The sequence below is a fragment of the Hymenobacter sediminicola genome (assembly GCF_014250515.1).
In the GTDB taxonomy this organism is placed as follows: domain Bacteria; phylum Bacteroidota; class Bacteroidia; order Cytophagales; family Hymenobacteraceae; genus Hymenobacter; species Hymenobacter sediminicola.
In genome coordinates this window covers 1,049,002-1,069,237 of record NZ_CP060202.1, presented here as the reverse complement: position 1 = coordinate 1,069,237, position 20,236 = coordinate 1,049,002, and the positions used below count along the sequence as shown (strand labels likewise).

Sequence of the window (20,236 nt, the reverse complement as noted above, 5' to 3'; positions counted from 1 at the left end):
GTAGATGTTCCTGCCAAGGAACACGCGTAGCAGCAGTACGGCAGCAATAGCCGGCCTTATATTTTACCTCTCCTGAATGTGGCTCGCCAAGTCCCCACGTAAGAAGCGAAGGAATTTACAATAATTATTCAAGTAATAAATATAACAATAATGCGTCATAGGATACACGGTGGTACATAATGATGTGATATAGTTATCATATGGAAATGCGTCCAGCTCCCCTGCCAGCAAATAGAGTTGCTCCCTGGTTTGCTGCTGTCCCCGTTAGCTCCGTCTTGGCACAAAAAGCGGCCCCGGCTATCTTGATCAAGATAACCGGGGCCGCTTTTTGTGCCAAGACGGAGCTACTGTCAGCTTAGCCGATAGCCTGCTTCAGGTCCTCAATCAGGTCGTCTGCATCCTCAATGCCTACGCTCAGACGAATCAGCGAGTCGGAGAGGCCGGCTTTGCGGCGCTCCTCGGCCGGAATGCTGGCGTGCGTCATAGTGGCGGGGTGGCCCGAGAGACTCTCAACGCCGCCTAGGCTTTCGGCCAGCGAAAACAGCTGAAACTTCTCCAGCACGGCAATGGCGTCTTCTTTCCGGTCGCCTTTGAGCACGAAGGAAATCATGCTGCCGAAGTCGCGCATCTGCTTTGCTGCCACAGCGTGGTTGGGATGGTCCGGGAAGCCGGGCCAGTACACTTTCTCCACCTTGGGGTGCGCCTTAAGGTATTCGGCAATGGCGCGGCCATTTTCGCAGTGGCGTTGCATCCGTACGTGCAGCGTTTTGAGGCCGCGCAGCACCAGAAAGCAGTCCTGAGGGCCGGGAGTGCCGCCGCAGGCGTTCTGGTAGAAGCTGAGCTTCTGGTGCAGGTCCTCATCATTCACGATGACAGCGCCCATTACCGTATCGGAGTGGCCGCCCATGTACTTGGTCAGTGAGTACATTACCATATCAGCTCCCAGTTCCAGCGGCGTCTGCAGGTAAGGCGTAGCGAAGGTATTATCCACGACCAGCAGCGCACCCGCCTTCTTTGCTACGGCTGAGGCCGCTGCAATATCAATGACGTTGAGCAGCGGGTTAGTCGGTGTTTCCACCCAAATCAGCTTGGTGCGCTCCGTTACGGCCGCTTCCACGGCGGCCATGTCGTGCATCGGCACAAAGTGGAATTTGATGCCGTAGGTGGCATACACCTTCGTGAACAGGCGGTAGGAGCCGCCGTAGAGGTCGTTGGTGCTGATGACCTCGTCGCCGGGCTGCAACAGTTTCACGATGCAGTCGATGGCGGCCATGCCACTGGCAAAGGCGAGGCCGTGTTTGCCGCCGTCGAGGGCTGCCAGCGCATCTTGCAGCTGTGAACGGGTAGGATTGTGCGTGCGCGAATACTCAAAGCCTTTGTGGTCGCCGGGCGAGCGTTGCACATAGGTCGAGGTCTGGTAGATGGGCGTCATAATGGCCCCAGTGGTAGGGTCCGGGTGCACGCCGGCATGAATGGCCTTGGTTCCGAATTTCATCGTGTGGGACTTGGAAGTTGAGTGCTCTAATCGGGAGCCAGCAAAGGTAAGTATGTGCCGGGAGCTTCGGCCGCAAGGGCCACGAGTGCCCAGGAAAGTAGCTACCTCATATCAGGAGGAAAAACGCTCGAAAAAACTACTCCTTGAATGCTACCGCCTGATTATCTGCGTATCTTGTCGGCAAAATTCTATTCACCTTTTTAGTTTATTCAGCTTGAAGAAACTTCTACTTCTGGTAGCCGCTCTATGCGTGCAGCTCTCCTCTTACGCCACCCCTGCTCCCTCCGATTCTGTTGGCCGCGCCACCAGTGAGCAGGCGTACATCGACTCAGTGCAGGCCACGCTGCACTACCAAACCGGCCACATCACCTTCCCGGATGGCCTTGGCTCGATTACTGTTCCGGCCGGCTTCCGCTACCTCGATGCCAAGCAAAGCGACTATGTGCTGACCAAACTCTGGGGCAACCCGAATGGTGAGTCGCTGGGCATGCTATTTCCGGCCGACCGAGGCCCGCTCGATGACAATCATTGGGCCTTCGCCATCGAGTACGACCCGTCCGGCTACGTAAAAGATGATGACGCGGCGGAAATCGACTACGATGACCTGCTCAAGGAAATGCAGGACGACACGGAGGCCGGAAACCCGGACCGCGAAGCAGCCGGCTACGAACGGATTCTGCTGGTGGGCTGGGCTGCCAAGCCCTTCTACGACGCCAAGCTAAATGTGCTCCACTGGGCGAAAGAATTGCGTTTTGGTGGTACTGAGGCCAATACCCTCAACTACAATGTGCGGCTATTGGGGCGCAAGGGCGTGTTGAACCTGAATGCAATTGGCGGCATGCCACAACTGCCCGAAATCCGCAGTACCATTCCTTCAGTTATCAAAAGCGTAGAATTCGCCAAGGGCCAGCAGTATGCCGATTTCGATCCTAAGATTGATGAAGTAGCTGCTTACGGCATCGGGGGACTGGTAGCGGGCAAGGTGCTGGCCAAAGTGGGCGCCTTTGCTCTGATAGCGAAGTTCTGGAAGGTAATTATAGCCGTAGTGGCTGGCGGGTGGGCTACAATCCGGCGCTTTTTTGGCGGTGGCTCTGCCAACAACGAGTAAACGAGCCTTGGGAACAAGTGCTATATGCAGCCTTCCGCCCCATTCTTACGTTCTAACAAACGGGCCGGCGCCTTTACGTCGGCCCATTTGTTTTGCCACCGCTTATGACCTTTCTCCGGGAGCTATTTCACAAAAATGCCTCTACGCTGCTTTCCATGATTCTGCTGGCGGGCCTGCCTTTTGTGGGCAGTTCTTCCCTCGGATTCCTTCTTTATAACAACCAGGATCTGCTTCAGGACCCGACATTGCTGCAGGGCGTACTCTATTTTCTGGTGATTGGGCTGGCCATGGCCTTTTCGCTGATGCACACCACTCTGGCGGTACTTATCACCGGCTTCTACTTCGGCTGGCCAGGCTTTCCGGGGATGCTGGTAGCTTACACGCTGGCAGCCCTCATTGGCTACCAGATTGCCTCCAGTCTCGACCATGGCAAAATGCTGACTTTCCTGCGGCACTTCCCAAAGGCAGATGCCGTGATGCGCGAAATGAAAGCCGACAGCTGGCAGTTGGTGTTCCTACTGCGCATTTCGCCGGTCACGCCCTTCGCCCTTATGACCTTTATCCTGGCCGTAATGGAAGTAAATCGGCGGCACTTTCTGCTGGCCTCAGTGGTGGGTATGCTACCACGCAGCCTTTTTTTCTACTGGCTGGGTACCAAAGCGCAGGACATTGTTCTGCTTCTGCGCGACCCTGGCACCGGCACCGTAGGCAAAATACTGGTGATAGTGCTGGTGATAGTGTCGTTTTTCGGGCTGTATTACCTATTCAGTCGGGCTATGCAGCGCGCGTTGAGCAAAGGCATTCCCAAAGCGTAAAAATTTCGCCTGAAATTCAGCACCTTGCAGGCTTTCGCAGAAATTTTAGCCGGAAAAAGCTAGAGGATGCTTGCACGGCCAATTTTTTAGCTGCTATCTTTGCAGAACCAAAAGCGGAAAACGCTCCGCGAAATGGTAGAACAACGGTTGTGTAGCTCAATTGGATAGAGCATCTGACTACGAATCAGAAGGTTTAAGGTTCGACTCCTTACACGACCACGAAAAGGCCCTTAGCTACTTGCTAAGGGCCTTTTTTTTTATCAGCATTCCCAAGTGTCGTGCGCTGCAGAACTGTAACCTAGAAGTACTTTTGCTCTATGAAACCACTATGTAACATGCTATGTAAAAGACACATAGTTGCTATTTATTAAACCATTACCCCTATTTTTGCCTGCCGTGTCTCGCCACACTCGCTGGTGTTATTTTTTAGAAAGCTCAGCACTTGTAAGGACCTTTTTCTGTTTTCGGCTGTTTGCAGGGTTGCGCCCCCAATACACCAGCCACCTATTGCCCTTTTTATGCCCCTTGTTGCCTACCGTCCTGAGTACCGCATTTATTTGGATGAGGAGCGCAACCATCTGATGTACGAACGGATGGAGGAACTGACCCTAGCTCCCGACCTTCCACACTACTTGCCGGATATTGAGCGGGCATTAAAGCTGGTGAAGCCTGGGTTTACGTTGCTTTGCGACCTGCGCCGTACCCTGGGCCCCAATCTGAAAGTACTGCCTTTGTTTCAGGCGTCGCGCGAGATGCTACAGGCAGCAGAAGTGGGCATGATAGTGGAGGTTCACTCGCAGCAACCATCTATGCGCCGGCTTACTCAGATGCTCCGCCGGAAAGTGGCACTGCCTACGCAGCAGTTCACAGAGTTGGAAGAAGCTGAAGCATTTCTGGAACATTTCCGCATGGGTATTGCGTGCGAACAGTAGACTGGTGACAAAACGTGCCGGGTTGAAGCGGTGTGCCTATCTTTGCAGCGGCAACACAAACACCCGCCAACGTTTTAGGTTGGTTGGCTGTTATGTTCAGGGCTCAGGCCACCGTTTGTTTGTACTCACCCTTCACTGATGAATTCCATTTCCACCGATATCTGCATCATCGGGGCCGGCCCGGTGGGGCTGTTTGCCGTATTTGAAGCCGGACTGCTGAAACTCCGCTGCCACGTGGTAGATGCACTGCCTCAGGTGGGCGGTCAGCTCTCGGAAATCTACCCTAAGAAGCCTATCTACGATATTCCAGGCTTTCCTGATATTCTGGCCGGCGACTTGGTGCGCAATCTTATGCGCCAGATTGAGCCTTTCCATCCCACATTTACCTTGGGTGAGCGGGTAGAGCGGTTTACCAAGTTAGAGGACGGCTCATTTCAGCTGTTTACTTCTGATGGCACTGAAATTCTGTGCAAGACGATTGCCATTGCAGGTGGTCTGGGTTCTTTTGAGCCTCGTAAGCCAGCCATTGAGCAGCTAGAGAACTTTGAGAGCGGCAAGGGCGTGTACTATATGGTGCGCGACCCAGAAACCTTCCGCGACCAGCGCCTCGTTATTGCCGGCGGCGGCGACTCGGCTCTCGACTGGACCATTTTCTTGGCCGATGTGGCTAAGGAGGTGACCCTTGTACACCGTGGCACCACGTTCCGCGGCGCTGCCGACTCGGCTGAGAAAGTGAAGAAGCTACACGATGCCGGCAAGGTAAATCTTGTACTCAGCAGCAACGTGACCCATGTGCACGGCAACGGACAGCTCAACGCTGTAACCATCACTGCCAACGACGGCACGGCTGCGCAACTGCCCGTCGACTCGTTTATTCCGTTGTTCGGCCTCACGCCCAAGCTCGGTCCGATTGAGGATTGGGGCTTGGAACTGGAAGACAACGCCGTGAAGGTGAACACACTGGACTACTCTACCTCGGAGCCCGGAATCTTTGCCATCGGCGACATTAATACGTATCCGGGCAAGCTAAAGCTGATTCTGTGCGGCTTCCACGAAGCGGCGCTCATGTGCCAGGGTGCCTTCAAATACATCAACCCCGATAAGAAATACGTGCTGAAGTACACCACCGTAAACGGCGTACCGACTCTATAGCCAGTGAGTAGGTGATGAAGTAGCTAGGTGAAGAGGAATCTACATCCTGTTGCCTAATCACTTTATCCCCTATTCACCTAATCATTCAACTAATGACCGAAGACGTACGCGTATACGTGGAGGAGACTCTAGGCCAGCGGCGAGAAATTGTGGGACCCACCGATATGGGTCTGACCCTGATGGAACTGCTAAAAGCCAACGAATACGATATTCAGGCAACATGCGGTGGTATGGCGCTGTGTGGCACTTGCCACATCGAGGTACTGGCTGGCCCCGCTCTCGACGAACCTTCCGACGATGAACTGGCAATGCTGGAGAGCCTGCCGGTAATGAGCCAGGGAAGCCGCCTTTCCTGCCAGATTCGTCTAACCGAACGCCTCGATGGCCTGGTACTGCGCCTGATGCCCCAGAACACGTAGGCTGGCGCCACAAGTTATGGCCTGGGGTATGATAGGCTCTTTCTACCCCTTCTTCTGATTTTGTACACCGCAGCCTGTTAGGCTGCGGTTTTTTGTTGCCCGGCCCTAGCGAAACTGCACTGCGCACTATACCGAGCACTGAGTAAAAAAGCAGCATACCAGCGCGAAATGGCTAGCCCAATGCCACCGAAGAGGCCATATGAAATATTCTTTGAATCCGCCATATTGTACAACGCTTCGCGCTGTTCTTCCTCCACCTCTTCCATTCCGCTTTTCGCATGACAGCTTCTACTCGCAACATCATTGCCTGGATTCTGCAGGTCTTACTGGGCCTTGCCTTTATTGCATCCGGTGGCCGAAAACTTATGGATTTGCCTGCGACAGTAGCTATGTTCGGCAACTTGGGGCTACCGGGTGCACTGGCCTACGTGGTGGCCGGCGGCGAGCTACTGGGCGGCATCGGGCTACTGATACCACGCTTCGTGCGGCCGGCAGCGCTGGGGCTGGCTGTTATTATGCTGGGTGCCGTGGTGATGCACGCTACCAAAATTCCGGGTGGGTTGGCCGGCGGTGTACCGGCTATTGTGCTGCTAGTGCTACTGCTGGTCGTGTTCTGGCTGCGCCGACCAACTGCTACTACATTGTAGAAAATAAGTGCGCTGGCTGAGTATAACTAAAAATGATGGCGAGCGGAAAGGCGCGTATTCCGTCTGGTATGGCAGCCAAATCCAACGGGACTTTGCTCGGCACACGGCGTAAGCGACACGGCATCCAATACCCAGACCTAGCGGCTGGTCGGTGAGAGTGGGCGCAGTTCTTGGCCGATGTGGACAGAAGAGAGGCGCGTACTTCCGGGTTATGTGCCTCTCTACTGTCCGTCCTATCCTCTCATGACGCTTCTTCCGGCTGGTATTCAACCTGATGGGGCGGTGTAAGCGGTGAAATTCTTATGCCGAGCAGGGAGTACGCAGGTCGATGAAAATAAGCCGCCAGCGCCCACCAGCCCCCGCCGACTTGGCGAAGTGAAACCGGAAGCCTGTTCGGGTTTGTAGCACCGTATGCACAGTACGCCCCTGCGCGGCTTTGCCTTGGGAGGCTGTGCCGCCTTTCACCGTGGCACTCGCCCAAAAATCTAGGGCTCGAAAAGCGGTGGCTGGCCCCGTAAAGCAGCCTTGCCGAGCAAAGCCCGCGTTCTGCTTGGTTTGCCGGGCGCAGTCAGCTTCTGGCAGTTGCTTCAACACCAACAGTTCAGCGCAGGCCATCAGTTGCGAATCCAGCGAAAACAGCGGCAGGCCCTGATAGGCGCGACGAAAAGTCTCGACATCGGCTACCCGCGTTACCAGAGGCAGGGCGCCGGGCTGCTCCAGAATCCAAAGACCAAATTCCGGATCCATCAACTGATTCAGCACTTCTGCGTCGTGGCTGCGGAGGGCCCCTTCCACTAGCCGCCAAGCTCCGGCTACCGAAGTGTCAGCGGGCATAACCGGGTTTTCGGTGCGAATAGCGGCAGAGTCGGGCTTCGCAGGACTAGCCGTTACAACCTTTGCTGGCCCCTGAGCAGTTACTTCGTTAGGCATGCCATTGGGGTTCTTAGCGTCGCAGGCCGTGAGCAGCAGTGCAAGGGCCACGCCAGAAGGCCAGGGAGAAATGTGCATAATGCTGGGGAAGAGAGAAAATGAGGAGGTCTGATTTGGTCCAGCCGGCAAGTAAGAGGATTTGGCAAACGTGTTGCTAGTCGGAGCATCTCCGTAGCTCCGCCAGCTGATTGCCGCATTTTCAGGCAGGATGGGGGAAGTCCCCAGCACAGCTACTATTAGAATCACTGCCCGACGAATTAAAAGCTACTCAGAACTTGCGGGCGTGGCAGGCCGCGCAATCGGCTATGGTGGGCAGTATGTAGGCGTGGGCATCAATAGCGGTGTCCATAGCCCGTCGGAACGCAACCAGCAGCTTATCCCGCTCAACGGTAGGCATATTCTGCAGGACCTGTTCGATGGATGCCCGGTAGACATGAGCCATAAAATTAGGCCCGTAAGCAGCGAAAAACCCATTGTGTAGGGCATCAAACGTTGCTTTCTCTGACGTGGATATTGACTGAGACAGTGCCAGCCATTGCTTAGCGTTATCGGCTAGGCTGAATTGAAGATCCTGATTCATGGAGCGGGAAAGAGGAGAGTACCTCATTTAATGTTCAAAGCTACCAGACCCGTTGCAGCCCGGCATATGACGAAATACGGCTGTACACCTGATACTTATCAGCCGGGATATTGTGCCTACCAGTTGGCGCTGTGCAACCAACCCAACCGCAGGAGTTTCAAAATCACCTAATATTCTATTAATAGAATATTCTTGTTTGTCTACTTTAGCAACCATGGAAACGCCTCCTACTGCTCAGAACTCTGGTTGCCGCCGCCTCTGGAGATGGTGTCTGTCTGCAATGCTACTCGCACATCCCGCTTATGCACAGCAAAGCGCCGCCAGTTTTCCTCAGTTACTGCGGCAGGCAGAGGCACAATCGGAGGCTAAAGCTTGGGCAACGGCCGCTACGCTTTGGCAGCAGGTAGTGGCCGCCAACCCCGTTCAGCCCCGCTTCTGGCAACAGTTGGGGCAGGCGCAGCAGCGGGCCGGACAACGCCGCGAGGCCATTCAGGCCTATGAGCAAGTGGTGGCGCTGGGCGGCCCGGAGCCGGAAGAGGCGGCCTATAGCGCCGCGACGCTCTACATGCAGCTACACGAGCCTGACAAGGCCCTAGACTGGCTAGAAAAGTCGCTCAATCTGCGCTTTGGCTACCTCACGGATGCGCAAACGGATTCGGTGTGGCGGCCACTTCGCCAAAACGCGCGCTACCGCCGGCTGGTGTCACTGGTTGATGTGAGCCAGATGAGCCGCGACGAAGGCTGGCGCACTGACTTAGACATCTTCGCGCGAGAAGCCCGCCGCCGCGGATTTGCCGTGCCCCGCGCTATTACGCCCGACCAACTCGATGCGGCCGTGCAGGCAGTAGCCGCCGCTGTACCCCGCCTGACCGATATGCAGCTCTACCTTGAGTTGCGCAAACTCACGGCGCTGTTAGGCGATGGGCACAGCAACATTTTTCCGGGCGGGGAGCGGCTTACGGCTTTATGCCAGGCCCTGCCCGTGCAGTTTTATCACTTCGAAGAAGGGCTATTCATCATTTCAGCGGACCCCAAATACCGGGAGTTGCTGGGGGCCCAGGTGCTCCGCTTCGGCGACAAAACTGTACCACAGGTGACAGAAGCACTACTACCCATTCTTTCTCGCGACAATGCGTACTGGCCCAAGCAGGTGGCACCTTACGAAATGCGCCAGCCAGCAGTGCTACATGCCCTGGGCCTGCAGCCAACCACCGACCGCACCACGCTTACCCTGAAAGATTTACGAGGCCGCACGCGGCAGGTGGTGCTACCAGCCGATGCCAGTCAGCCCAACATCTGGAATACGCTGCCCAACCCATCAACCTGGGTAAATCTGCCGCAGACGCTAACGACGCCGCTGCCTGCTTACCTGAAACGAATGGGCGAAAAGTATTGGTTTGAGACCCTACCAGGTGGCAAGGTGCTGTACTTCCAATTCAATAGCGTGCGCAACAACGAGACAGAGCCTTTCGCCCGCTTCACGGAACGGCTGCTGCAAGCCGCCGCCGACCCACAGTTGGAAAAGCTGGTAGTGGACCTGCGCTGGAACAACGGCGGCAACACCTACTTGGTACCGGCTCTGGTGGCAGGCTTGCAGGCCAACGCGCGCCTCAATCAGGCCGGTAAGCTGTTTGTACTGATTGGGCGCCGCACTTTCTCGGCCGCGCAAAACACGGCTACCATGCTGGAGCGCCACACTAAGGCTACGTTCATTGGCGAGCCCACAGGCTCCGCTCCCAACTTTGTGGGCGAGGAAAAGCCTTTTACGCTCCCATATTCGGGCTTATCGGCCAACGTATCTGACCTTTATTGGCAAACTGCCTGGCCCGACGACCACCGCACATGGCTGGCTCCACAGGTGTACGTACCGCCCACTTTTGCGGCCTTTCGCCAAAACCGCGACCTAGCGCTGGAGGCAGCATTAGCTTACTAGCTGGGCTAATTGCCTCCCACGGTTGCGCATCATCTCACGTAGCCTCACTCGGCTAAAAGGACGCAGTAACTCATCTGACAAGGATGCGGCCAAGGGCGAACAGAACAGCCAATTCCAGGCTTGAATCTCGCTAAAAGGCAAGACAGCACGATTTACTTACATTAAGTTTACAAGAAAATATAAGAATATACGGAACAAATTAATAAATTTCGGCACCGTTCCCCTATCCCTTACGCCAGCCCCCTCTAACTGGGCTTGGTATATCCTCACCTATTGATATCTGCCTCTAGTTGCCATAGCAATTTGCTACGGCTCGGCTGGTTATACCCTTTTGTTTCATCAAAGTACAGTCTGATACTGCCAATAGCTGCTGGTGTTTCGCAACCGCAACAGTGCGTTTTACTTCGGAACACCAAACACAGTAGCATCTTGTAATTCAGGCTTATACACCAGAATATTATTCCTGCCCACGAGGGCTTTTCTACATCCCCAATTTTCTCTTTTCAGCCTATGGATCCTTTTGTCGGCGAGATTCGCCTGATGGCTCTCAACTTTGCGCCCGTCGGTTGGGCACTTTGCCAAGGTCAGATTCTACCTATTCAGCAGAATACGGCTCTGTTCTCCTTGCTGGGCACTACGTACGGCGGCAACGGCCAGAACACCTTCGGCCTACCTGATTTACGCGGCCGCACCTATGCTGGTGTTGGACAGGGTGAAGGCCTTTCGCCGTATCCGCAGGGTGCCGTGCTAGGCACCGAAACAGAAACGCTGCTGCTGCCCCAGCTGCCGATGCACGTTCATACCCTGGCGCCCAGCACCATGCCGGTTAACAACGGTACGGCTGATCAGCAGAAGGTAAGCAACGCATATTACGCGACGCCTCCGGCTGGCCAGCCAGCACAATATGCCCTTGACGGGGGTGTGAACATGGCCGCTGACTTGCTCAGCGGCACAGCTGGACCAGCCGGCAACGGCAAAGCGCACGAAAACCGGATGCCTTTCCTGGTGCTCAACTATTGCATTGCCCTGCAAGGGGTATTCCCCCAGCGTCCTTAACTGTCGCCTTTACCCCTTCCCTTATGTCATCTCCTTATCTCGGCGAAATTCGCACCGTAGGCTTCCCGTTCGCGCCCGTTGGCTGGCTGCAATGCCAGGGGCAAGTGCTCAATATTTCTGATTACGAAGCCCTGTACAGCCTGATTGGCACCACGTACGGCGGCGACGGGCAGTCGACTTTCGCGCTGCCGGATATGCGCAGCCGCGTAAACGTAGCTGCTGGCAACGGCCCCGGCCTTTCGTCCTACATGCCCGGGCAAAGGGCCGGCACCGAAGCCGTAACTCTGACGACCCAGCAGATGCCTGCGCACAACCACGTCTTTACGGCGTCATTGAATGCCAGCGGAGGCGGCCCGGCCGTCAATAGCCCCGCCGGAAATTACCCGGCTGATGCCGACACCGCTCTGTACTCCACTTCTGCTTTGGAAGCGGATACGCTGGCACCCGGCATCATATCCGGTATGGCGCAGCCCGCCGGGGGCAGCCAGCCGCACGCCAATATTCAGCCTGTTTTGGCGCTAACCACCATTATCTGCTACGAAGGCCAGTATCCGCCGCAGCAATAACCCAGGGCGTCTTCTTCACTTTCACTTCGAATCCTTCTCATGGACGAACCATACATCGGCGAAATTCGCTCTATTGCTTTCGGCTACGCGCCCAAAAACTGGGCGTTCTGCAACGGCCAGTTGCTCCCCGTAAATCAGTATCAAGCCCTATTCTCCTTGCTGGGCACTACCTACGGCGGCAACGGCAGCACCACTTTTGGCCTGCCTAATCTGCAGTCACGGGTGGCGGTGGGAGCTGGCCAGGGCCCAGGCCTGCAGAACTACGTGCTGGGCCAGCAAGCCGGCAATGAAACTGTAAGCCTCACTCCCGACCAGATGCCGGCGCACGGGCACACTATCACGGGCACGATGCAGGCCGGGGCTTCGGCCGACGAAAACGGGCCGATAGGCAACTTCCCCGGCGGCGACGCCAGCAACCACTATTCCGCTGGCCCTAAAAACGCCACGCTGGGCACGGCTAACGCCGTAAAGGGCCAAACTGACGCGCAAGGTGCCAATCAGCCCCACGACAACCGCCAGCCTTACTTGGCTACCCACTTCGTTATTGCCTTGCAAGGCATCTTCCCGTCGCGCTCTTGAGTGTGGCCAGCTATTGACCGTCAGTTGCGGCAGCCTACTTGGGCAGTCCGTGGCTGACGGCTCTTTGCTTTCGCGCCGATAGTGGCGCGTCATTTCGTTGCTTTCATATGCGCATTGCCGTTATTATCAGCAGCCTGCTGGGCTGGCCCCTGCTCCATGACCTGTTGGCGCAGGGTGTTGTAGCGGGCGTGGCTGTGCCCGCCACGGGTACAGCCGAGTCGGAGCGGCTCGGACAGCACTTGGCGCAAGCTGGCCTAGCTCCGCAGCAGCTGACGCGCCCGGACCTGGAGTTGCAGCTAATTGAGTGGCTGACCGCGCTGCAGCCCACAGTAGTGCTGGTACTCACGTTTCCATGGCGCATTCCGGCGGCGGTACTCGGCGTTCCGCCACAGGGCTTTATCAACTTTCACTTCGCAGCGCTGCCCGGCTACCGAGGGCCGGAGCCCACGTTCTGGCAGCTACGCCGGGGCGAGGCGGCCGGCGCCGTCACGGCTCACCGTATGGCGGCCGACTTCGACACCGGGCCGGTGCTGGTAGCCGTGCCCGTACCTATTGGGCCGCACGATACGCACGGCCTGCACCGCGCCCAACTGGCCCTGACCGGCGTGTGGGCGGCACGGCAGCTGCTGGCCGGGCTGCGCGGCGAAACGCCACTGCCCGAACAGCCGCAAGACGAAGCCGCCGCCCGTTACTGGCCGCGCCCAGCCCTGTCCGACCTCTGCATCGACTGGCAGGAGCCTGCCGACAGCATTGGCCGGCTGGTGCGGGCCGCCAACCCCTGGAACCGTGGCGCTCTGGCCACCCTGCGCGGGCAGGAGCTACGGGTGTTGGCCGCCACCGTGCGGCCCGAAACCGTGGCGGCCCCGCCCGGCACCGTGGTACTGGCGGCACCAGGGCAGGCGCTGCTGGTAGCCTGCGGCGCGGGCCAAGTGCTGCAACTCGACATGATTTGCCTGGAAGAAGGCTACTTCACGGGCGGGCAGCTGGCCGGCATGGGCCTACAGCCCGGCGAAACATTGGGTACGCTGCTCACTGGGCCGCTAGCCTAATCCGCCCACTCTCCCCTTTCGGCAAGCACCATCCTGATTTGAATCTCACGCATTGTCATCTTTATATATAGCTGACAATCTGATTATAAACGACCATTTTTGCCAGATTTCTCTTGGTCATTCGCGGCCATTTTGTGCGCATCTCACTTCCTTATCTGCATAGCTCATGAAAACACTCTTACGCTATTTATTGCTGCTGCCGCTGCTGTTATCGGCTTGGCGAGGCCAAGCACAGACATACGTCGAGCTCCAGAAGGAGTCGTTTGAGGTACTCATTACCGATGCCAGCTCGCAAGTAGATGTGGCTAACACGCTCCAGCTAACTACTGCTACCAGTGGTAACAACGACTCGTACTACCGACGCACCTCCAATGCTACTATTGCAACAGATGCCCCAGGGTTCAGTGGCAGTTCGAGTGCGCCGGTCGTGCTGCCCAGTGGTGGTGCGCTGGATGGCTCTTTCTACTGGGCAGGCGAGGCAGTGAAAGGAACCGGTGGCACGCCTAGCACGGCCGTTCGGAACGGCGGAAAAGTAACCCTGAAGCCAGTAAACATTGCGGGCTATGCCTCCCTGCAAGTGAAGCTCGCCATTATGCTGGGCCGTTCTACCCGAGCCTATGACCGGATGGAACAGGACGATACGCTACGCGTGCAGGTGCGCTACAACGGTGCTGGTGCCTGGGAAACGGTAGGCCAGCTGATGGGCGACAACTCAGCTAGCGCAGGCGCAGGTAACTGGCGGATAGACAGCAACTTCAACAACCAATCGGCGGACGACGTAGCATTGGGCTCGCAGGTGGTGACGGCCAATCCGATGGTCGACTTTACGTTTAGCGTCAACGGTACCGGCTCGACGATGCAAACGCGGGTTGTGGTAGCGACACAAGGCGCCTCCGAGGAGTTTGCCTTCGACAACATTCGGGTAATGGGGGTACTAAGCAACAACTTGACTCCGTCATTAACCATCGACCCAACGGCGTTGACATACACGGAGGGCGACCCAGCTACTGTTGTAGCCCCTACCCTGACGGTAAGCGACGGCAACGATGCCAACCTAATCAGTGCCCAGGTGAGCATAAGCCAGAACTTTGATACCTCGGAAGACCGGCTTCTATTCACCAACCAGAACGGTATTGCGGGCTTGTACAACACTGGCACAGGAGTACTGAGCCTTTCGGGCTCCTCTTCAAAAGCAAACTACGAAGCCGCCCTGCGCTCCGTGCGGTACCAGAATATCGATGTTCTGGATCCGCTGGGACTAGCCCGGAAAGTCCGTTTCACAGTAACCGATCCGGCCGGAGCGACTAGCACGGGCGTAGAACGCACCATTAACGTAGTGCCCACGCTGGCTCTAGTTGGGATGCCGTACCTGGAAGACCTGACCACCGACGGGGAAGGCAACCGCTACACCTCCACCTACTTCACCCAAACCCAGAGCGGCACCAGCGCGGCATTTACACGGACCAGCACGAACCCGAACACGCAAAACACCCCGGCAGCACAGCAAACCACGTTCGGCAACATCAGCAACTCGTGGTACTGGTACTCCAACGTGACGGGCAATAACAGCTTCCGGCAGCCTTTCTACATCGGCTCCTTCCAGACGCAGCCCATCAACACGGCCGGCTATGCTAACCTGAGCTTCAACTTGCGGCTGGGCGCCCGCGCCGGCGCGTTCGACGTGTCCGATTACATTAAGATTTACTATCGCAGCAACGAAGGCGCATGGGTGCTGCTCGGGCAGTTCCGCGGCAGCTCGTCGGCCGACGCCGACATGAAGCAGGACCTGAACGTGGCCAGCATCGGGGCCACGCCCACCGGCCCTTCGCTGACGCCCTCCCTGGCTTCTTTTCCCTTTGGCTTGCCAGCCTCGGTAAACGGGACCAAGCTCGATTTCAAAATAGAAACCTATTCCAACGTCGCCGACGAGCAAATAGCCTTCGACCTGCTGCAGCTGACGGGCACACTGGTGGTAGCGCCCACCGTGGCGACGGCCGCGGCTACTACCATCACGGGCACTAGCGCCTTGCTTGGCGGCAATGTGACGGCCGACGGCGGCGCAACGGTGTCGGAGCGTGGCGTGGTGTATAGCACCACTAACACCACGCCCACTACCAGCAACACCAAAGTACAGATTGGCTCGGGTACGGGTACTTTCTCACAAGCCCTGACGGGCCTGACGCCCGGCACCACCTACTACGTGCGGGCCTACGCCATTAATACCGCCGGCACTGGCTACGGAACGGTGCAACCCTTTACTACCACGCCCAACGCGCCGGTGGTGGTAAGCCCTCCCAACGGCTCGACCACCAATGCCAATACGCCTACCTACTTGGGCACAGCCACAGCCAACAGCACAGTAACTGTGTATGTGCGGCCGAGCGGCGGCAGCTTTGCCAGCATTGGCACCACCACGACCAGCGCCTCTGGCAGCTGGACCCTAACCCAGCCCACGGCCCTACCAGATGGTTCGACGGCGGTGTACGCCACGGCTACCATTGGTACCTCGGCGGTCAGCGCCAACAGCAATACCAACACGTTCACCATCGATACGACGGTGCCGACAGCCACGATAGTGCGTCAGACTCCATCGGCGACGACCACCAACGCCACCTCGCTCGTCTTCCGTGTAACGTTTAATGAAAGTGTATTTGGGGTAAGTGCTAGCAGCTTCGTGCTGAACACCACAGGAACCACGGGCACCATTGCCAGTGCCACGGTCGTGACCGGCAGCACCGTCTATGACGTGACGGTGAACACTGTGAGCGGCAACGGCACATTAGGCCTTAACCTGAAAGGCTCCGGCTCGGGTGTGGCCGACAACGCCGGAAATGTCCCGGCCGGCGTCACGGGCCCGGTCTACACCATCGACCAGACAGTTCCGACGGTGGCTATCAGCTCGTCGGCCGGCGCTACCGGCAGCACGACCACGACCTCACCGATTCCGTTCACAGTAACCTTCTCCGAAAACGTGACGGGCTTTGTGGCTGGCGACATAACGGTGACCAACGGCTCGATTACCGGCGGTGTCGTCAATGGCGTCAGCCCCGGCACCACCTACACTTTCACGGTGACGCCAAACACGCCCGGCACGGCCAGCACGGTAACCGTACCGGCTGCAGTAGCCCAGGACGCGGCTGGCAACGCCAATACCGCTGCCCCCTCGTCGTTCAGCATCACCTACAACCTGCCCAACGCCACGGTCACCTCGGTGACGCGCCTGACCCCCTCGCCCACAGCAACAGCCTCCGTCCAGTATCAGGTGGTCTTCTCGGCCAGCGTGACGGGATTTTCAGCGGCAAATCTTACCGTGACGCCGACCGGCACCCTGAGCGGTTTGTCCGTCATTGGCGTTTCGGGCGCAGGCACAACCTACACCGTAGTGCTGGGCACCGGTACCGGCGAAGGTACGCTACGCCTGAACGTGCAGAACAGCACCGGTATTTCACCTACGGTGACTAACGTGCCCTATACCAGCGGCGAGACATACAGCATCGTCAAGAGCTTCCCGGTCGCGCCGCTACTCACTGTGCGGGGAGCCGGCTCAGCCAGCGGCAACTATACTGACGTGACGGCCTTCGTGGACCTGCTGCAAGTGGTACAGAACGGCACCAACACGACCGTAGCCAACGGCCTGCAGAACGGCAGCTTTGAGAGCAACAACGTTCTGGCGGCGGCGGGCAGCTTCCTGTACGCACCCTCCGCAGTGGCTAGTGCCTGGACGCTTGGTACGCAGACCGGCGTATCGCGCAACGGCACCACCAACTTCAGCTCAACAGCTGCTGACGGCACTGCAGTGGCCTTCCTGCAAAACGGGGGGCCCAACAGCAGCGTGGCGCAAAACCTAGCCGTGCCCACGGGCAGCTACCAAGTGACCTTCGGGACCCGGCAGCGCAGCAACAACGGCCCGAGTGACCAAGTGCTGAACGTATTCCTCAACGACGGGGCCAACAACGTGTTCATCGGCACCATTCAGCCGACCTCCTACAGCACATACCAGTACTTCACTTCGGCCGCGTTCAGCGTTACGGCCCCGCCCCTGACGGCTATCGTCAGCACCACTTCGGCCAGCCCCACCAGTACGTCGCCGATTCCTTTCTCGGTGAGTTTCTCGCAGAGCGTGGGCACCAGCTTCACTGATACTGACGTGACGGTCAGCAACGGCTCGGTGACTACGAGCAGCTTCAGCGGCAGCGGCAGTGGCCCCTACACCTTCACCGTGACGCCCACCGGCAACGGGACCGTGACGGTAAGCCTGGCCGCTGGTGTGGCCAACGACGCCAACAATACCGGCAACCTGGCCAGCAACTCGGTTAGCGTACAGTACAACCAGCCCGTGACGCCGGCTCCGGTCGTTACCATCCCCTCCAACGGCGCCACGACCAACAGCAATCCTACGTCCGTTGGCTCAGCAGTGGTCGGCAGTACGGTACGAGTGTACATAGACGGAGTCCAGGTTGGCACTGACATCACCCCCAACTCGGGCGGCACCTGGATCCGGACCTTCTCCGGCACGCCCCTGACCAGAGGTACGCACACGGTGTACGCCACGGCCCAGCTCCCCGGCCAGCAGGTGAGTGCCCCCAGCCCCACCAACACCTTCACAGTGCAGGTTCCGGCCACCTACACCAGCGGCACAGCCGATCAGCCTAACATCAGCCGCGTGCCGGCAGGCAGTACCAATCAGGAGATTCTGCGTGTGGCAATAGTTATCGACGGCGGCCCCGACGCCCCGTTGAGTGCCACCTCGTTCTCATTCGACACCCCCGGCAGCAGCGCCCCAAGTGTGGACATCGACGCGGCCCGGGTGTACTACACCGGTACGAGCGGCACCTTCGCCGCCACCACCCAGTTTGGCAGCACCTTGAACAGCCCCAGCGGCCCTTTCACCATCACGGGCAATCAGCAGCTGTCCACCGGCACGAACTACTTTTTCCTGGTGTACGACGTGGATGCCAACGCCACCAGTGGCAACCTGCTCGATGCCACGATGACGAGCCTGACCGTTGGCGGCACGGCCCGCACGCCCAGCGTGACGGACCCAGCCGGCAACCGCCAGATCGTAAATACCAGCCGGGTGGCTGGCACCGCGCTGCGCTTCACCGGCAACGCCACCGCTGGTTATGTTGACTTCAGCGCCAGCCCCACGCAGGCGCCGCTACTGAACGGCTCGTACACGCAGGCAGTATGGATCAAGCCGGCCATCGGCACGAGTAGCACCAACTACTACGTGCTGGGCAACGGCACCGGCAACTCGGCCGCACCTTACATCTACGTGAGCGGCAACGGTCGTATCGGCGCGGGCTTCGGTACGGGCAGCGCCACGGTAAATCAGCAAACCAGCCCCAACAACATCCCGGCCAACGCGTGGCACCACGTGGTGGCGACCTACAACGGTAGCGTGCTGCTAGTGTACCTCAACGGGGAACTGGTTATCAACGCTTCCGCCAGCGGCACGCCGGCCAGTACCCGCGTCAACTTCGTGGGCAACGTGGCCGCCTCGGGCAGCAGCAACTTCCCCGGCGACATCGACGAGGTCAGCCAGTGGAGCCGGGCGCTAAGCCAGACGGAAGTCCGCCTGCTACGCCACCTCACGCTTGATGGGCTGGAAACAGGCCTGGTGTCGTACCTGCAGTTCAACGACAGCGGCACTACTACCACCGATGGCATCAGCGGCGCAGTGGGTACGCTGACGGGCGCCACCCGCGTGACCAGCACCGCCCCGGTGGGCTACGGCACCAGCTTCTTACGTTCTGTAACGGCCATGGGCAACTACAATTTCACGGGTACCAACGCTGCCATCAACTTCACCTCGGTATCCGGTGCGCCGTATGAGGTAGTCGTAACGCGCCTAGAAGGCTCGCCCCTGGGTACACAAGTAATTGACCCTGCCATTCGCAGCAGACACGCCCGGGCCTACTGGATTGTCGATAAGTACAGTACCAGTAACTTCGCGGCTACTGTTACTTACACCCTCGACCCAGGCCTGATTAGTGCGGGTGATGCCGCGGCTCCTTCTAACCTGAAGGTCTACAAACGGGACAGCAACAGCGACGGAACCTTTGAATCGCCTATTTCAGCTACGGCCGCCAACACCACGGCCAGTACGGTTACGTTCCCAGTTACCTCGTTCGGCCAGAACTTTATCGCCACTTATGGCAGCTCACCGCTGCCAGTAGAGCTGATACGCTTCACGGCAGAGCGCCGCAACAACGACGCACTGCTGCAGTGGGCTACCGCTCAGGAACTCAACAACGACTACTTCGAGGTGGAGAGCAGCGTGGATGGGCGCACGTTCCGGGCCATTGGCCGCGTGGCGGGCCACGGCACCAGCAGCCAGCCCCATGCGTATCAGCTTATCGATGTCAATTTGGCCCGCTACGCCCGTTCGGTGGTGTTTTACCGCCTGCGCCAAGTAGATCAGGACGGCACCAGCACCCTTTCCTCTGTGCAAACGGTGCTGGTGCCCAACGAAGCGTCGTCGCTTACGGCAGTGGTGTTCCCGAACCCGGCGGCCGACCAGCTGACCGTTCGTCTCAGCCGGCCATACACTGGCAAGGCGCAGGGATGGCTATTTGATACCCAAGGCCGAACTGTGCAGGAGCTCAATCCCCCGCTGGCTACTAGTCCGGATATCAATCTGTCGGTAGCGTATCTCCCTAATGGAGTATATACCCTCCGTCTGGTACTGGATGGCCAGGTAATTCACCAGCAGATTGTGGTGCAACGCTAACCACTAGCAAAACCCAAAAGGCCCGTTACCACATGGTAACGGGCCTTTTGGGTTTTGCTAGTGGTTATCTACGTGAGAGAAGCAACGCCGCCATGGTTACCGCGGGCAAGTCCAATCCTTGGATCATATCAGAAGCCTTAACATTCCGATTCATTTCTGCACTAGCCAGCGTTCCTCCGCGCGTTATTAGTGCAGCGAGTAGCATTTGCCTTTCCATTAGCACCTTGCACGCTTCCGCTCAG

Annotated in this window: 15 protein-coding genes and 1 tRNA gene; 13 read left to right on the top strand and 3 right to left on the bottom strand. The window is 58.0% G+C overall.

The window, feature by feature from the left end:
• Positions 1 to 355: 355 nt before the first annotated feature.
• Entirely contained in the window at positions 356 to 1,495 is a 1,140-nt protein-coding gene (locus tag H4317_RS04590) for a cystathionine gamma-synthase (protein WP_185888973.1), read from the bottom strand.
• A 214-nt stretch (positions 1,496 to 1,709) separates the two neighbouring features.
• On the opposite strand from H4317_RS04590, the gene H4317_RS04585 reads away from it, so the two are divergent.
• The 7 genes from H4317_RS04585 to H4317_RS04555 all read left to right on the top strand — a co-directional run bounded on the left by H4317_RS04585 (position 1,710) and on the right by H4317_RS04555 (position 6,568).
• On the top strand, positions 1,710 to 2,603 hold the full coding sequence (locus H4317_RS04585) for a DUF2167 domain-containing protein (RefSeq protein ID WP_185888972.1): 894 nt from the start codon (positions 1,710 to 1,712) through the stop codon (positions 2,601 to 2,603).
• A 104-nt stretch (positions 2,604 to 2,707) separates the two neighbouring features.
• On the top strand, positions 2,708 to 3,418 hold the full coding sequence (locus H4317_RS04580) for a TVP38/TMEM64 family protein (protein WP_185888971.1): 711 nt from the start codon (positions 2,708 to 2,710) through the stop codon (positions 3,416 to 3,418).
• Positions 3,419 to 3,563: 145 nt separating this feature from the next.
• Positions 3,564 to 3,637 (top strand) — tRNA-Arg (locus H4317_RS04575).
• Positions 3,638 to 3,936: 299 nt separating this feature from the next.
• Positions 3,937 to 4,350, top strand: a complete 414-nt coding sequence (locus H4317_RS04570; protein WP_185888970.1) for a hypothetical protein — start codon at positions 3,937 to 3,939, stop codon at positions 4,348 to 4,350.
• 138 nt (positions 4,351 to 4,488) lie between these two features.
• A complete protein-coding gene (locus H4317_RS04565; RefSeq protein ID WP_185888969.1) occupies positions 4,489 to 5,502 on the top strand; it encodes an NAD(P)/FAD-dependent oxidoreductase in 1,014 nt (337 codons plus the stop codon).
• A gap of 92 nt (positions 5,503 to 5,594) precedes the next feature.
• Positions 5,595 to 5,921 (top strand): 2Fe-2S iron-sulfur cluster-binding protein, encoded by a 327-nt coding sequence (locus tag H4317_RS04560; protein ID WP_185888968.1) that lies wholly within the window; start codon positions 5,595 to 5,597, stop codon positions 5,919 to 5,921.
• A gap of 278 nt (positions 5,922 to 6,199) precedes the next feature.
• Positions 6,200 to 6,568, top strand: a complete 369-nt coding sequence (locus H4317_RS04555) for a DoxX family protein (RefSeq protein ID WP_185888967.1) — start codon at positions 6,200 to 6,202, stop codon at positions 6,566 to 6,568.
• 300 nt (positions 6,569 to 6,868) lie between these two features.
• Here H4317_RS04555 and H4317_RS04550 read toward each other — a convergent pair whose 3' ends face one another.
• Complete coding sequence (locus tag H4317_RS04550; RefSeq protein WP_185888966.1) at positions 6,869 to 7,576, bottom strand: hypothetical protein; 708 nt, start codon at positions 7,574 to 7,576, stop codon at positions 6,869 to 6,871.
• A 190-nt stretch (positions 7,577 to 7,766) separates the two neighbouring features.
• Positions 7,767 to 8,078: a hypothetical protein gene (locus H4317_RS04545; protein ID WP_185888965.1), complete on the bottom strand. Its 312-nt coding sequence runs from the start codon at positions 8,076 to 8,078 to the stop codon at positions 7,767 to 7,769.
• A 280-nt stretch (positions 8,079 to 8,358) separates the two neighbouring features.
• Between H4317_RS04545 and H4317_RS04540 the strand changes: the two genes are divergently transcribed.
• The 6 genes from H4317_RS04540 to H4317_RS04515 all read left to right on the top strand — a co-directional run bounded on the left by H4317_RS04540 (position 8,359) and on the right by H4317_RS04515 (position 19,994).
• Positions 8,359 to 10,011 (top strand): TPR end-of-group domain-containing protein, encoded by a 1,653-nt coding sequence (locus tag H4317_RS04540; protein WP_185888964.1) that lies wholly within the window; start codon positions 8,359 to 8,361, stop codon positions 10,009 to 10,011.
• Between the two features lie 510 nt (positions 10,012 to 10,521).
• On the top strand, positions 10,522 to 11,067 hold the full coding sequence (locus tag H4317_RS04535) for a phage tail protein (protein WP_185888963.1): 546 nt from the start codon (positions 10,522 to 10,524) through the stop codon (positions 11,065 to 11,067).
• Between the two features lie 23 nt (positions 11,068 to 11,090).
• Complete coding sequence (locus H4317_RS04530; protein WP_185888962.1) at positions 11,091 to 11,633, top strand: phage tail protein; 543 nt, start codon at positions 11,091 to 11,093, stop codon at positions 11,631 to 11,633.
• A 39-nt stretch (positions 11,634 to 11,672) separates the two neighbouring features.
• The gene (locus H4317_RS04525) at positions 11,673 to 12,212 is read left to right on the top strand and encodes a phage tail protein (protein WP_185888961.1); all 540 of its coding nucleotides are present in this window, start codon (positions 11,673 to 11,675) and stop codon (positions 12,210 to 12,212) included.
• 107 nt (positions 12,213 to 12,319) lie between these two features.
• Positions 12,320 to 13,261 carry a methionyl-tRNA formyltransferase gene (locus tag H4317_RS04520; RefSeq protein ID WP_185888960.1) on the top strand — a complete coding sequence of 314 codons (942 nt, stop codon included), beginning with the start codon at positions 12,320 to 12,322 and terminating at the stop codon, positions 13,259 to 13,261.
• Positions 13,262 to 13,427: 166 nt separating this feature from the next.
• Positions 13,428 to 19,994, top strand: a complete 6,567-nt coding sequence (locus H4317_RS04515) for a LamG-like jellyroll fold domain-containing protein (protein WP_185888959.1) — start codon at positions 13,428 to 13,430, stop codon at positions 19,992 to 19,994.
• The last annotated feature ends 242 nt before the right edge of the window (positions 19,995 to 20,236 follow it).

Excerpts from the sequence above, each read along its gene's own strand:
- H4317_RS04545 (WP_185888965.1), bottom strand. The coding sequence starts at position 8,078 with ATGAATCAGGATCTTCAATTCAGCCTAGCCGATAACGCTAAGCAATGG.
- H4317_RS04515 (WP_185888959.1), top strand. The coding sequence starts at position 13,428 with ATGAAAACACTCTTACGCTATTTATTGCTGCTGCCGCTGCTGTTATCG.
- H4317_RS04565 (WP_185888969.1), top strand. The coding sequence starts at position 4,489 with ATGAATTCCATTTCCACCGATATCTGCATCATCGGGGCCGGCCCGGTG.
- H4317_RS04525 (WP_185888961.1), top strand. The coding sequence starts at position 11,673 with ATGGACGAACCATACATCGGCGAAATTCGCTCTATTGCTTTCGGCTAC.
- H4317_RS04520 (WP_185888960.1), top strand. The coding sequence starts at position 12,320 with ATGCGCATTGCCGTTATTATCAGCAGCCTGCTGGGCTGGCCCCTGCTC.
- H4317_RS04555 (WP_185888967.1), top strand. The coding sequence starts at position 6,200 with ATGACAGCTTCTACTCGCAACATCATTGCCTGGATTCTGCAGGTCTTA.
- H4317_RS04580 (WP_185888971.1), top strand. The coding sequence starts at position 2,708 with ATGACCTTTCTCCGGGAGCTATTTCACAAAAATGCCTCTACGCTGCTT.
- H4317_RS04530 (WP_185888962.1), top strand. The coding sequence starts at position 11,091 with ATGTCATCTCCTTATCTCGGCGAAATTCGCACCGTAGGCTTCCCGTTC.
- H4317_RS04560 (WP_185888968.1), top strand. The coding sequence starts at position 5,595 with ATGACCGAAGACGTACGCGTATACGTGGAGGAGACTCTAGGCCAGCGG.
- H4317_RS04570 (WP_185888970.1), top strand. The coding sequence starts at position 3,937 with ATGCCCCTTGTTGCCTACCGTCCTGAGTACCGCATTTATTTGGATGAG.
- H4317_RS04540 (WP_185888964.1), top strand. The coding sequence starts at position 8,359 with ATGCTACTCGCACATCCCGCTTATGCACAGCAAAGCGCCGCCAGTTTT.
- H4317_RS04535 (WP_185888963.1), top strand. The coding sequence starts at position 10,522 with ATGGATCCTTTTGTCGGCGAGATTCGCCTGATGGCTCTCAACTTTGCG.
- H4317_RS04550 (WP_185888966.1), bottom strand. The coding sequence starts at position 7,576 with ATGCACATTTCTCCCTGGCCTTCTGGCGTGGCCCTTGCACTGCTGCTC.
- H4317_RS04590 (WP_185888973.1), bottom strand. The coding sequence starts at position 1,495 with ATGAAATTCGGAACCAAGGCCATTCATGCCGGCGTGCACCCGGACCCT.